Source organism: Dyella sp. 2YAF14, assembly GCF_052114725.1.
Lineage (GTDB): Bacteria > Pseudomonadota > Gammaproteobacteria > Xanthomonadales > Rhodanobacteraceae > Dyella.
On the sequence record NZ_JBFRFH010000018.1, the window covers coordinates 1 to 12,972 of the forward strand.

At 64.4% G+C, this 12,972-nt stretch carries 10 protein-coding genes; all 10 read right to left on the bottom strand.

Annotated elements, in window-relative coordinates:
• Positions 1-255 precede the first annotated feature (255 nt).
• A complete protein-coding gene (locus tag AB4Y82_RS18410) occupies positions 256-1,734 on the bottom strand; it encodes an efflux transporter outer membrane subunit (RefSeq protein WP_441604997.1) in 1,479 nt (492 codons plus the stop codon).
• Positions 1,721-2,917 carry an efflux RND transporter periplasmic adaptor subunit gene (locus AB4Y82_RS18415; RefSeq protein WP_441604998.1) on the bottom strand — a complete coding sequence of 399 codons (1,197 nt, stop codon included), beginning with the start codon at positions 2,915-2,917 and terminating at the stop codon, positions 1,721-1,723. The genes AB4Y82_RS18410 and AB4Y82_RS18415 overlap by 14 nt, the downstream gene beginning before the upstream one ends.
• Positions 2,910-6,119 (bottom strand): efflux RND transporter permease subunit, encoded by a 3,210-nt coding sequence (locus AB4Y82_RS18420; RefSeq protein ID WP_441604999.1) that lies wholly within the window; start codon positions 6,117-6,119, stop codon positions 2,910-2,912. The genes AB4Y82_RS18415 and AB4Y82_RS18420 overlap by 8 nt, the downstream gene beginning before the upstream one ends.
• Positions 6,120-6,276: 157 nt before the next feature.
• Positions 6,277-7,710, bottom strand: a complete 1,434-nt coding sequence (locus AB4Y82_RS18425; protein WP_441605000.1) for a sensor histidine kinase — start codon at positions 7,708-7,710, stop codon at positions 6,277-6,279.
• Complete coding sequence (locus AB4Y82_RS18430) at positions 7,707-8,405, bottom strand: response regulator transcription factor (protein ID WP_441605001.1); 699 nt, start codon at positions 8,403-8,405, stop codon at positions 7,707-7,709. Before AB4Y82_RS18430 ends, AB4Y82_RS18425 begins: the two co-directional genes overlap by 4 nt.
• A 111-nt stretch (positions 8,406-8,516) precedes the next feature.
• Positions 8,517-9,374, bottom strand: coding sequence for an RNA polymerase sigma factor RpoH (rpoH, locus tag AB4Y82_RS18435; RefSeq protein ID WP_046971328.1), 858 nt, complete (start codon positions 9,372-9,374; stop codon positions 8,517-8,519).
• A 184-nt stretch (positions 9,375-9,558) separates the two neighbouring features.
• On the bottom strand, positions 9,559-10,260 hold the full coding sequence (ung, locus tag AB4Y82_RS18440; protein ID WP_441605002.1) for a uracil-DNA glycosylase: 702 nt from the start codon (positions 10,258-10,260) through the stop codon (positions 9,559-9,561).
• Positions 10,257-11,099 carry a response regulator gene (locus tag AB4Y82_RS18445; protein ID WP_441605003.1) on the bottom strand — a complete coding sequence of 281 codons (843 nt, stop codon included), beginning with the start codon at positions 11,097-11,099 and terminating at the stop codon, positions 10,257-10,259. Before AB4Y82_RS18445 ends, ung begins: the two co-directional genes overlap by 4 nt.
• 139 nt (positions 11,100-11,238) lie before the next feature.
• Positions 11,239-12,225 (bottom strand): permease-like cell division protein FtsX, encoded by a 987-nt coding sequence (gene ftsX, locus AB4Y82_RS18450; RefSeq protein WP_441605004.1) that lies wholly within the window; start codon positions 12,223-12,225, stop codon positions 11,239-11,241.
• Positions 12,222-12,899, bottom strand: coding sequence for a cell division ATP-binding protein FtsE (gene ftsE, locus AB4Y82_RS18455; protein ID WP_441605005.1), 678 nt, complete (start codon positions 12,897-12,899; stop codon positions 12,222-12,224). Before ftsE ends, ftsX begins: the two co-directional genes overlap by 4 nt.
• Between the last annotated feature and the right edge of the window lie 73 nt (positions 12,900-12,972).

Here is a 12,972-nt window from a genome sequence, read left to right on the forward strand (position 1 = left end):
TTTCTTTGGGTTACTTTTCTTTTACTCCGGGCATCCTGCCCTCCGCCCTTCGGGCCGGCTTCGCCGTTCGCACGCGCTCCTGCGCGTGCGTGGGCCAGCAAAAGAAAAGTGACTCGAGCGGCGGCAGCCGTTCGAAACGCCCGCCGCGTAGGCGGCACCCTGGCCTCGAGGCGACAACCAAACACCGAGGCTCTAGACCCCGGCCTGCGCCGGGATGACGATCAAACGCCGGCAATCCAAATCACGCCAGAGAAATCACTTGAGGCCCTGCGCCTTAGCGTCTGCCGCCAAGTGATCCGTCGCAATATCATCACTCGTCCACCCACCACCCAACGCCCGCACCAACTGCACGCTCGCCCGCAGCTGATTCGTCTGCAGCGACAACAAACTCAGATGCGCATTGAGCGCATCCACCTGCGCCGTCACCACGTCGAGATAACTATTGGCCCCCTGCTTGTACAACGCAGTGGAAAGCTTCAGCGTCTTGTCGGCCGCATTGGTGGCGTCGTTCTGATCCACCAAGGCATTGCCGAAGTTATTGATCAACGACTGGTTGTCTTCCACCTGCTGGAAGGCGCTGAGCACGGTACCGCGATACTGCGCACTGGCTTCGTCAAACGCCGCGTGCGCCTGCGCCACCTTGGCGCGACGTAGGCCACCATCGAACACGCTCAGCAACAGGTTCGGACCCAACGCCCACATCTGGCTCGGCGCATTGAGCAGGTTGCCCCAGGCGCCGCTGGAATAGCCGCCGGCCGCGCTCAAGGTCAGCGACGGGAAGAACGCCGAACGCGCCACGCCGATCTGCGAGTTCGCCTCCGCCGTACGGCGTTCGGCCGCGGCGATGTCCGGACGACGCTGCAACAGCGTCGACGGTATGCCGACCGGGACCGTTGGCAGAGCCGGCAGATCGGTCTTCGCATCGATCGCAAAGGTGGATGCCGACTGACCTACCAACACGGCAATCGCGTGCTGCAACACCTCACGCTGCGCCTTGGCCTGCGAGAGCGCGGATTTGGTGGACGACAGCTGCGTCTGCGCGCGATCCACGTCGAGTCCGGAGACCGCGCCGCCAGCGTGCAGCGTGGTCGTTAGCTGCAGCGCGCGTTGATAGGCGTCCACCGTACTCTGCAACAGGTCGATCTGGCGATCGGCGCCCAACAGCTGCAGATAGGTATCGGCCAGCGTCGCTTCCAGGCTGAGGCGAGTCGAGGCGAGATCGGCTGCCGATGCCTGCACCTCTGCGCGTCCGGCTGCCACGTTGTCGCGTACGCGGCCCCACAGGTCCACTTCGTACGAGGCCTGCAGCTGGACCGAATTCAGGTTGTAGTACTCGGGCGACGTCGTGCCGTGCAGCGGCGAGTTGAGCGACTGGCGATTGCGGGTCGCACCCGCGCCCGCGGAAATCTGCGGAAACAAGTCAGCACGCACCTGGGCCAGCACGTCGCGCGACTGCCGATAACTGGCCAGCGCCGCGGCGAGATCGGCATTGTGCGCGATCAGCTGGTCCTCGAGCCCGTTGAGGCGATCGTCGCCGTACAGCTTCCACCAGTCTTCGCGCGGCAACTGGTCGGCCGGCTGTGCCGGCGTCCACGGACCGTTTTGCTGCTGATACTGATCGGCCACCGGTGCGTCCGGTGTCTTGTACGTCGGCGCCATCGAACAGGCGCCCAGCACCAACGTAGCCGCCACCGTCACGGCGAGTTTCGTGGCGATGTACTTACGCTTTGTCATGAGGCTTGCCCGCCTGCGGGTTCTTCGCAATGCGCACTTCGTCGCCATCGGCCAGGCCGTCCGGCGGGTTGATGATCACGCGGTCATTGCCGACCAGGCCCGAGCCCACTTCGATGGTCTTGCCGTAGTCGCGGCGGATGGTGACCTTCTTGAAGTGCACGTGATCGCTCGCGTCCAGCGTGGCGACATGCAGACCCTTGTCGTCGAAGATCAGCGCTTCGGCCGGCACGCGCAGACCCAGTGCGCCCGAACCGATCTTGAAGCTCACGCTCGCGTAGCTGCTCGGCAGCAGCTTGCCGTCGGGGTTGTCGACCAGCAGCTGCACCAGGGTGGTGCCCGAGGTCGGCGTGATCGAGCGGGCGTCCGCTTCCACCTTGGCGGTGAACGACTTGCCCGGATACTCAGGCACGCTGAGCGTGGCTTCGTCGCCGCGATGGATGGCCGGTGCATACACCTGCGGCACGCGCACATACACGCGCAGCTTGCTGGTGTCGGAGACGGTGAACAGCGGCGTGCCGGTACCGCTGGTGTCAGCGGTGATCAGCGCGCCCACGTCGGTGTTGCGGGCGGTCACGCGGCCATCAAACGGAGCTACCAGCCTGGCGTACGACTTCAGCGCCTTCAGTCGATCGACGTTGGCCTGCGCCGAATTGGCCAGTGCCTGCTTGGCGGCGAGATCGCCGTTGAACTGGTCGACCGACTGCTGCGAGACCGAATCGGGATCGGTCTGGCGCAGTACCTGCCAGCGTTTCGCCGTGGTGCCAGCGAGCGCGGCATTGGCCTTGGCACTGGCCAGGTCGGCCAGACCCTGCAGCAGTTGCTGGTCAAGATCGGGCGTATCGATGACCCCGAGCACATCGCCCGCCTTCACCTGCGCGCCGATGTCCTTGTCCCACGACTTCAGGTAACCGCTGGTGCGCGCGAAGATCGGAGCGTTGGTGAACGCATCCATCTGCGCGGGCAGTTCCAGCGGCGAGGAGCCGTTGGCGGATTCGGGTTCGGAGATGACGACGGTGGGGATGGCCTGTTCGTCGGTCCACTGGTGCAGGTTGCGCGCCTGCACGATGCGGGTGGTCACGCCGATCACCACGATCGAGCCGAAGACGACGGCAGCGATCACGGCGGCCAGTCGCAGACGACGCGGCGACAAGTGGACCTCAGGAAGCTGGGTATGTTCAGACATGGGCGGGTACTCCGGCATGGTCAGCCGAATCAGCGTCAGGCGCGTGCTTGTAACGCGCATGCACAATGGAGAAAACGACGGGAACGAAGATCAGCGTGGCGGTGGTCGCAAACAGCAGGCCACCGATCACGGCGCGACCCAGCGGTGCGTTCTGCTCACCGCCGTCGCCCAGGCCAAGCGCCATCGGCACCATGCCGATGATCATGGCCAGCGCGGTCATCAGCACCGGACGGAAGCGCACGAAGCCTGCCTCGCGCGCCGCCAGCGTGGCGTCGCCGTGGATGGCCAGGCGCTCGCGGCAGAAACTCACCACCAGCACCGAGTTGGCGGTCGCCACACCCATGCACATGATGGCGCCCGTGAGTGCCGGCACCGACAACGTGGTGTGCGTGACGAACAGCATCCATACGATGCCGGCGAGCGCCGCAGGCAAGGCAGTGATGATCACGAACGGATCGGTCCAGGACTGGAAGTTCACCACGATCAGCAGATACACCAGCACCGCCGAACCCAGCAGGCCAAACAACAGGCCGAAATAGGCGTCGTGCATGGTCTGCACCTGGCCCAGCAGCGCCACGTTCGCGCCCTTGGGCAGGTCTTTCTTGGTGTCGTCCAGCACCTTCTGGATATCACCGGCTACCGCGCCAAGATCACGGCCCTGAATGGCCGTATAGATCTCCACCATCGACTGGATGTTGTACTGGCTCACGATGGTGTTGCGATGCGTGCGCGTGATGTCGGCCAGTGCGCCCAGCACCTGCGGATTGCCGCCACTCTTGGCGGTGATCGGCAGATTGCTCAGCTGCGCCAGCGAGTCCAGCTGGTACTGCGGCACCTGGGCGGAGATCGGATAGGTGACGTTGTTGTCCGGATTCAACCAATACGTCGGCGCCACCTGCGCCGTACCGGAAAGGTCGGCGATCAGGCTGTTGGTCACGTCGCCTTCGGTCAGGCCCAGCAACTGTGCACGCGTGCGGTCCACGTCGATGCGGAACGCCGGCTGCGCCTGCGACTGCTGCAGGCGTGCATCGACCACGCCGGGAATCTGGCGCAGCTTGTTGAGCAGGATGTTGGCGTACGCGAAGTCCTTCTCCAGGCTCCTGCCGCGGATCTGCAGATCGATCGGCGCGGGCGAACCGAAGTTCAGGATCTGGCTGACGATGTCCGCCGGCGGGAACGAGAACGTGGTGCCCGGGAACAACCGCGGCAGCCTTTCGCGCAGGACCTTCACGTATTCCGCGCTCGGGTGATGACCTTCCTTCAGCGAAATCTGGATATCGCCGTCGGACTCGCCCACTTCGCCGGTATTGTTGTAGATCGTGTTGATCGAGCTCGAATACTGGCCGATGTTGTCGATCATGGCATCGAGTTCGTCCGGCGGTATCACCTGACGGATGGCCTTCTGGATGTCTGCAAATTCCGCCGCGGTGGTCTCCACACGCGTGCCTACGGGAACGCGTGCGTGCACAAGGATCTGGCCGCCGTCGACATCAGGGAAGAAGTTGCTGCCCAGTCCCGGCAACAGCGCGAACGACAGCAGCACAAAGGCGAGGAAGCCGATCACGAACACCTTGCGGTTTTCCAGCGCCAGATGCAGCACGCCGCTATAACCGGCACGGAATTTCTCAAAGCGATTGACGAAGCCCTGCTGGAAGCGGCCGAGCATCGTCTTCGGCGCCGGCTGCTCGATATGCTGGCCATGTTCGTCCACCGTCGCCGGATGCGCCTGCAACAGGTATTTCGCCATGGTCAGCACGAGCGTACGCGACAGGATGAAGGAGAAGATCATCGCGAAGATCACCGCCTCCGCCATCGGCACGAACAGGTAGCGCGCCACGCCCGGCAGGAAGAACATCGGCACGAACACGATGCAGATGCAGCACAGCGACACGAATGCCGGCACGATGATCTGCGCCGAACCATCCACGATCGCGGTGATGACGTCCTTGCCCTGCTCCAGGTGCCAGTTGATGTTCTCGATGGTCACCGTGGCTTCGTCCACCAGGATGCCCACCGCCAGCGCCAGGCCGCCCAGCGTCATGATGTTGAGCGTCTGGCCGATCGCCGACAGCGTGAACACCGAGCCCAGCACCGCCAGCGGAATCGACGTGGTGATGATCAGGGTCGAGCGCCAGCTGCCCAGGAACAACAGGATCATCAAGCTGGTCAGCGCCGCGGCAATGATGCCTTCGCGGACCACGCCATCGATGGAGGCGCGCACGAACACCGACTGATCGCCGATCGGCTTGATGGTCAGGTTGTCCGGCAGCGAATCCTTCATCTCCACCAGCTTCTGGCGCGCGCCCGCCACGATGGCGAGGGTGGAGGTGGAGCCGTTCTTCAGGATCGACAGCATCGTCGAGCGCACGCCATCCACGTGCACGATGTTCGTCTGCGGCGGGGCTCCGTCGCGCACATGGGCCACGTCGCGCACATAGATCGTGGTGCCGTTGACCATCTTGACCGGCAGGTCTTCCAGCTCGTCCACGTGAGTGGCGGCGTTGTTCAGCTCCATCACGTATTCGTACTTGCCGATCTTCTGCGTGCCGATCGGGCTGATCTGCTGCTGGTTGGCCAGCGCGTTCGCCACGTCCTGGGTGGACAGGCCGCGCGCCTGCAGCGCCGCCGGATCCACGTCCAGCTGCACCTGGCGCGTCTTGCCGCCGAACGGATAGGGAATCGCCGCGCCCGGCACCGTCACCAGCTGCGGACGCAACTGGTTCAAGCCAAGGTCGCCCAGCTGCTGCTCGGACAGGCCCTTGCCGGACAGCGCCACCTGCAGGATCGGCACCGTGGACGCGTTGTAATTGACGATCAGCGGCGGCGTGGCGCCGGCGGGCATCTGCTTCAGGATCGTCTGCGCAATGGCCGTCACCTGCGCATTGGCCGTGGCGATGTTCACGCCCGGCTGAAAGAAGATCTTGGTGATGCCCATGCCATTGATCGACTCCGACTCGATGTGCTCGATGTCGTTGACGGTCGTGGTGAGCACGCGCTCGAACGGCGTGTTCATGCGGCCGGACATCTGGTCGGGCGTCATGCCGGTGAACTGCCAGGACACGGCGATCACCGGAATATTGATTTCCGGAAAGATGTCGGTGGGCGTTCGTGCCGCCGACATCACACCAAAGATGAGGATGGTCAGGGCGAAAACGATGAATGTGTAGGGCCGCGTGAGCGCGATCCGGACGATGCCAAGCATGCGGGGGATTTCCGTGCGCGAAATGATGCGTCGCGGCAAATTTTCGCATGCAGCGAAAACTCTCAATAGAGCTTGGAGGATGAAGATAATTTCATGTTCTACGTGGCGCCTGCATTGCGCACGCAGATGAAACTATCTTCATCTGGCCGATCGGCCCTCAGGCCGTCATCGGCGTGACTTCCGGCACGGAGCGGGACAGGCAGGTGCCGACTTTTTCGTCCGGCGCGAGTGCGTAGCAATACAAAGTCAGTCGCGCACCGTTGCTGCTGGCATCGCCGATGTCGAGCGCATAGCCGTGCAGACGCACGATGGCGCTGACGATGCTGAGCCCCAGGCCCGAGCCGCCGGTAGTGCGACTGTTGTCGCCGCGGTAGAAGCGACGCGTCACCGCGTCGCGCTCGTCGGCCGGAATACCCGGGCCGCTGTCGATCACGTCCACGCGCGGGCCACGCTTGTCCATGCTGGCGCGCAGGCTCACCTTGCCGCCCGCCGGGGTGAACTTGATGGCATTGCCGACCAGGTTCGCCAGCGCTTCGAACAGCAGATGCGCATCGGCGCGCACGGGCTGCAGCGACTGGATGTCGACCTCGAAGGTCTGGCCACGATCCTCGGCGACAGGCGCGTAGAACTCGTGCACCTGACGCAGCACCTGCCCCACGTCCACTTCGTCGAAGCAAGCGGCGCGATGACGGTCTTCGAGTTCGGACACACGCAGCAGCGCGCGGAAACGCGTCAGCACTTCGTCGATATCGACGATGCACGATTCCACCAGCGCCGATTCGGGCTCGCCATCAAGTTGCTGCTGCGTGCGATACAGGCGTGCGCGCAAGCGCGTCAGCGGCGTGCGCAGGTCGTGCGCGATGTTGTCGCAGACGCCCTTCACTTCATTCATCAAGCGCTCGATCTCGCCCAGCATCGTGTTGACGATGCCTGCCAGCTGGTCGAGCTCGTCGCCGCGCCGACTGATCGGCAGGCGCTTGGAAAGATCGCCTTGGCGGATAGGATCGGTCGCATCCTGCAGCGCACGGATGCGCTTCTCCGGACCGCGGCGCAACAGGAAACCGCCGAGCAGGCCAGGAATGATGGTCAGCGAGATGCCCCAAAGCAGCGCGCGACGAACGATCGCACCGATGCCGTCGATGGTGCTGATGTCCTTGGCAATGACGAGGATGTCGCCATTGGGCAGCGTCGAAGCCAGGCCGCGTGCGCGCACGCGCTCCGCATCGCGGTCGGAGCGCGGCAGGCCATGCTTGAGCAGGTGCACCTGGCCATCGCGCAGCAGCGACGTGGGCAGATGGTCGATATTGCCTGCCACCGGCTGATGGTCCTTGTCGAACAAGCCCACCGACATGATGCCGTGCGGATCGATCGCGGCGGCGGCATCCACCGTGGTGGCGAGGCGGGCGGGATCGGTCGAGGCGATGTAATGCATACGTTGCTGCAGCATCTGGTCGATGACGCTGTTGAGATAGCGCGTGGTTTCCCACTGGATCGCGCCGACCAGCACCGCGCCCCATACGACGAACAAGGCGCCGTAGATGAGGATCAACCTCGAGGTGGTCGAATGCCAGCTGTTGGGACGTGCTTTCATGACACCACCGGGGCAGTTTCATTGGCGGCCGCGAGCATATAACCGGTGCCGCGCACAGTGTGGATCAACGCCGGTTGGCCGGCGCCGTCGATCTTGCGCCGCAAACGCGCGATATGCACGTCGATCACATTGGTGCCGGGATCGAAATGGAAACCCCACACCGTCTCGAAAATCATCGTGCGGGTAAGCACCTGCCCGGAATTGCGCATCAGGAATTCGAGCAGGCGGTATTCGGTGGGCAGCAGGGTCAGCGGCTGGCCACCGCGATACGCCACGTGGCTGACCAGATCCAGCTCCAGGTCGGCCACGCGCAGGCGCTGGACCGACTGCGGCTGGCGACGGCGCAGCAGCACTTCCGCGCGCGCCGACATTTCATCAGGTGCGAAGGGCTTGGTGAGGTAGTCGTCGCCGCCCGCGCGCAAGCCGCGCACGCGCTCGTCGACATCGCTCAAGGCGCTGATCATCAGCACCGGCGCGTCGCTGCCTGCGCGGCGCAATTCGGCCACCACGTCGATGCCGTCCATGCCGGGCAGCATGCGGTCCAGCGTGATCAGGTCGTAGCCGCCTTGCAGCGCATGCGCCAGGCCATCGCGGCCGTTGGCCACCCATTCCGCGAACATGCCGTGCGCGCTCAACTCCGCGACGATTTCTCGCGCGGTGGTTTCGTCGTCTTCGATGACCAGCACTCGGGGCATGACGGCACTACAAACGGGGATCCGGTGGTGAGAACGCGGGGACAGCCGTGTCCTCGCAAAGGCAAACGGCCCCTGGAGGGGCCGCTTGTCATCTTACGCCGACAGAGAAGATCAGGCCGCGAACAGGCCGCGCATCTTCTTCATGGCGTTGGCCTCGACCTGGCGGATACGTTCGGCGGAAACGCCGTACTCGTCCGCAAGATCCTGCAGCGTGGCCTTGTCTTCGTTCAACCAGCGGCGCTGGATGATGTCGCGCGAGCGCTCGTCCAGGTTCTTCAACGCCGCCGACAAGGTGTCGAGCTGGTTGTCGGCCTGGTCGGCATCGGCCACGTTGTCGTACGGGTCGGCGCCATCGTCGATCAGGAACGCTTCCGGTGCCGGCTTGGCATCGTCCTCGGCATCCGCCGGGGCTTCGAAGCCAATGTCACGGCCCGACAGACGCGATTCCATCTCGCGCACCGTCGCTTCGGGCACGCCCAGATCCTTGGCCACCGTGCGCACTTCTTCGGCGTTCATCCAGCCCAGGCGCTTCTTGCTCTTGCGCAGGTTGAAGAACAGCTTGCGCTGCGCCTTGGTCGTGGCGACCTTGACGATGCGCCAGTTGCGCAGGATGAACTCGTGCATTTCGGCACGGATCCAGTGCACGGCAAAGCTCACCAGGCGCACGCCCTGATCCGGGTCGAATCGCTTCACAGCCTTCATCAGGCCGATATTGCCTTCCTGGATCAGGTCGGCGATCTGCAGACCATAGCCGCTGTAGCCACGCGCCACGTGCACCACGAAGCGCAGGTGGGACATGACCAGTTTGCGGGCGGATTCAAGGTCTTCCTGTTCGTTGTAGCGGCGCGACAGCGCCTGCTCCTCGTCCTGGCTGAGTACCGGAATCCGATGGACCGCCGAGATATAGGCATCCAGGCTGCCGACGACACTCGGCACCGGCAGGTTGGCGGTCACCAAAGCTTGAGACATGGACGGAACCTCCTGTGAGGGAATCAGCTTAGCACTCGGGTATTACGAGTGCTAAAGGCCCCGAAAGGTTCCGGGACCTTTGATGTACTCAATAGTACAGGAATTTGAGGCACCTGTCCAGCAGGCACCCCGGGGAGGCTCCACTATGCGTATCGGGCGGTTCAGCAGCCGTGAAATGCCTGTTTCAGGCTAGTTCGGCCCGCATCGGCAAAGACCAGTCGATAGGCGGCTCGCCGCGGCTTTCCAGGTACTGGTTGGCCGCCGAGAAGTGCCCGCAGCCGATGAAACCGCGATGCGCTGATAAGGGAGATGGGTGCACGGAGCGCAAAATGCAATGGCGGCTGCCGTCGATCAGCTGGCCCTTCTTCTGGGCATACGAGCCCCACAGCAGGAAGACCAGCCCTTCCCGCTCGCGGTTGAGTGCGTCGATCGCCGCATCGGTAAAGCCTTCCCAGCCTTTGCCCTGATGCGAGCCGGCGGTGGCCTGCTGGACGGTGAGCGTGGCATTGAGCAGCAGCACACCGCGGTCGGCCCAAGGGGTCAGGCAGCCGTGGTCCGGGGCCCGGAAACCCAGGTCGCGCTGGATCTCCTTGAAGATGTTCAGCAGCGACGGCGGCGTGGCCACGCCCGGCCGTACCGAGAAACACAGGCCATGCGCCTGGTTCGGACCGTGGTACGGATCCTGGCCCAGGATCACCACGCGCGTGGCATCAAATGGTGTGTGGTCGAAGGCGGCGAAAATCTCCGGACCCGGCGGATAAATCACCTTGCCGGCCTGCTTTTCGCTGCGCAGGAAGTCGGACAGCGCGCGCATGTCCGGGCGCGCCAGATACTCGCCGATGCGGTCCTTCCAGGACGGCTCCAGCCTTACCGGATGTTCCGTCACGCCGCCTCGCCCCGCTCGCGCAGGTGCTGGGATACACGCAGCTGGAAGAGCAGCTTGGTCATCAGCAATTTTTCCTCGATCGGCTTTTCGACCAGATCGTTGGCGCCGGCGCGCAGCAGCGCAGCCTGGTTGGCCGGGTTCTCATCGCCCGTCATCACCAGCACGGGCAGCCTGCCCTTGCTGTAGAGGTATTCGCGGCGGATGCGCTCGAGCAGGTCGCCGCCGGTCAGTTCGCCCTTGAGGCTGACGTCGGTGAGCACGATGTCCGCGCCGACCTTGTCCTGTTCCTTGGCCTTGTCCAGCAGCACCAGGGCGTCCTCGACGCTGACCACGTGATAGACGGTCAGGCCGTGCTTTTCGAGGATGCGGCGGGTCGCCAGCGCGACCACGCGGCTGTCTTCCACGTAGAGCACTTCGCCCTCGGCCGAATCGACGGGCTTCACGTAGCCGCGGATGAACTCCGCCAGCGCCTGGAACCCCAGCGACTTGTCGAAATAATCGGTGACGTGCTCCCCCAGCGTGCGACTGTGCAGGCGACCGTCGACATCGCCCGAGACGACCACGATGGGCACATAAGCCTGGGCGGCGGATTCGCGCACATGGCGGGCGAGTTCCAGCCCGTCCATGTCGGGCAGGCGCAGCGCGATGGTGATGAAGTCGAACGCACCGGCCTCCAGCAGCTCCTTGGCTTCGGCGCCGCTGCCGGCACCCACCACGTCGCTGTCGGGCAGTTCGCTCTTGAGCACGCGGGAGATCAGCTGGCGCACGACTTTGGAGCCATCCACCACCAGCACCCTAGGCGCTGTTCCCACCACTCGACTGCTGAAACTTCCGCTCATCCCCAATCACCCACGTAGTGTCCAGCTGTACCCGCCGACGTCATGCCGGTGCTTCCCCGGTCACCCCGAGCGGGCATGCTGCACCATCCCCACCAAGCTTGCATGACAACATTGCTCCGGGCGTGAGCCGGCGCACGCTTCATGCCGCCTTGCGCAATTGCCAGGCGCTGACCAGGCGGGCGCCCAGCCAGCCGAGCACGGCCGCAGCCACCGGGACGGCAGCCAGCAACCATATCGGCAGCACATCGACCTGCAGCTTGCCGGCATACACCTGACCCAGGCGCTGCACCGGCTCGGCCAGCGCCAGCTCGACCAGCACGGCGAAGCCCACCGCCAGCACGCCGGCGAACAGCCCGTACCAGATGCCCGCATACAAATACGGACGACGCACGAAGGCGCGGCTCGCCCCCACCAGCATCAACACGCCGATTTCCTCGTGCCGGCTGGCGATATCCACGCGCACGGTATTACCCACCACCAGCAGCACGGCCACGGCCAGCAGTCCGGCAAGAATCATCACGATGCGTTCGCCGACGCCGAGCAGCGCCTCGAGGCGCTGCCGCCAGGTGCCACCGTCCTGCACCTGATCCACGCCCGACATGCCGCGCATGTCGGCGACGAGGCGATCCACGCTGTCGGCACTCGCGCCCGCCTTGGGCTGCACTTCCAGCACGAACGGCAGCGGGTTGACGTCCAGCGTATGCAACGCGCCGGAGAAGCCCTGCATCTTGGCCAGCTCGTCCATGCCCTGGTCGGGCGACTTCAGCTTCACGCCGGCGACTTCGCTGCGCTCGCGCAGCTTCTTGGCCATCATGTCGGCGGAGGAGACGCTCTGCCCCGGCTGCAGGAATACGCTGATGGTCTGGTTCTGGCCCAGCGCATCGCCCATCTTCTGCAGGTTACCCAGCAACAAATAGAAGGTGAGCGGCAGCGCCAGCGCAATGGCCATCACGGCAACGGTGAGCAAGGTGCCAACCGGGCGCGACATCAGTCGACGCAGGCTGGCCGCCGCACTCCAGCCGTGGTGTTCGCGCCAGCTCGCCACCGGGCGCGCCTTGGTGCGGATGCCGCGGCTCTGGTCGGAAAGCAGCGGGCTTTCCATCGGAAATTCGGACTGGTTGCTCATAGCACCTCCTGCGCGGCCACATCGGCCACCAGGCGACCGTGATCGAGCACGACCACGCGCTTTTTCATGCGCTTGATCAGCGGCAGATCATGGCTGGCGATCACGACGGTGGTGCCAACATTCTGGAATTCGGCGAACAACCCCATGATCTCCACCGCCAGGGTGGGATCGAGGTTGCCGGTGGGTTCGTCCGCGATCAGCAGGGTGGGCTTGGCGACGATGGCGCGGGCAATGCCCACGCGCTGTTGCTCGCCCGCCGAAAGCGTGGCCGGCAGCTGCCGTTCGTAGGCGAGCAGGCCGACCTTCTCCAGCGCGGCGCGCACGCGCTTGCCGCGTTCGTGGGGCGCCATGCCGCCGATCATCAGCGGCAGCTCGACATTGGCAAACACCGTGCGATCCATCAGCAGGCGATGGTCCTGGAACACCATGCCCAGGCGACGGCGCAACTTGGGAATGCCCGCGCGACCGACCTTGGCCAGGTTCTGCCCATCGAGGGTGACCACGCCGTGCGAAGGCCGCTCGATCAGGCCGAGCAATTTGAGCAAGGTGCTTTTGCCGGCGCCGGAATGGCCGGTGATAAAGGCCATCTCGCCTGTCGCCACCTCGAAGGAGAGCTGCGACAAGGCCTCGTGGCCGCCTTCATAGCGTTTGCTGACTTGGTCGAAGCGGATCACCGCGTGTCCCCAATCCCGAATGCGGCAAGGATAAGGGATGCACGCGTGAAGGTCAGTCGCTTTGTATCGCCAT

Bases quoted from the DNA above. Each gene is read 5' to 3' on its own strand.
- AB4Y82_RS18410 (WP_441604997.1), bottom strand. From the start codon at position 1,734: ATGACAAAGCGTAAGTACATCGCCACGAAACTCGCCGTGACGGTGGCG.
- AB4Y82_RS18415 (WP_441604998.1), bottom strand. From the start codon at position 2,917: ATGTCTGAACATACCCAGCTTCCTGAGGTCCACTTGTCGCCGCGTCGT.
- AB4Y82_RS18420 (WP_441604999.1), bottom strand. From the start codon at position 6,119: ATGCTTGGCATCGTCCGGATCGCGCTCACGCGGCCCTACACATTCATC.
- AB4Y82_RS18425 (WP_441605000.1), bottom strand. From the start codon at position 7,710: ATGAAAGCACGTCCCAACAGCTGGCATTCGACCACCTCGAGGTTGATC.
- AB4Y82_RS18430 (WP_441605001.1), bottom strand. From the start codon at position 8,405: ATGCCCCGAGTGCTGGTCATCGAAGACGACGAAACCACCGCGCGAGAA.
- rpoH (WP_046971328.1), bottom strand. From the start codon at position 9,374: ATGTCTCAAGCTTTGGTGACCGCCAACCTGCCGGTGCCGAGTGTCGTC.
- AB4Y82_RS18445 (WP_441605003.1), bottom strand. From the start codon at position 11,099: ATGAGCGGAAGTTTCAGCAGTCGAGTGGTGGGAACAGCGCCTAGGGTG.
- ftsX (WP_441605004.1), bottom strand. From the start codon at position 12,225: ATGAGCAACCAGTCCGAATTTCCGATGGAAAGCCCGCTGCTTTCCGAC.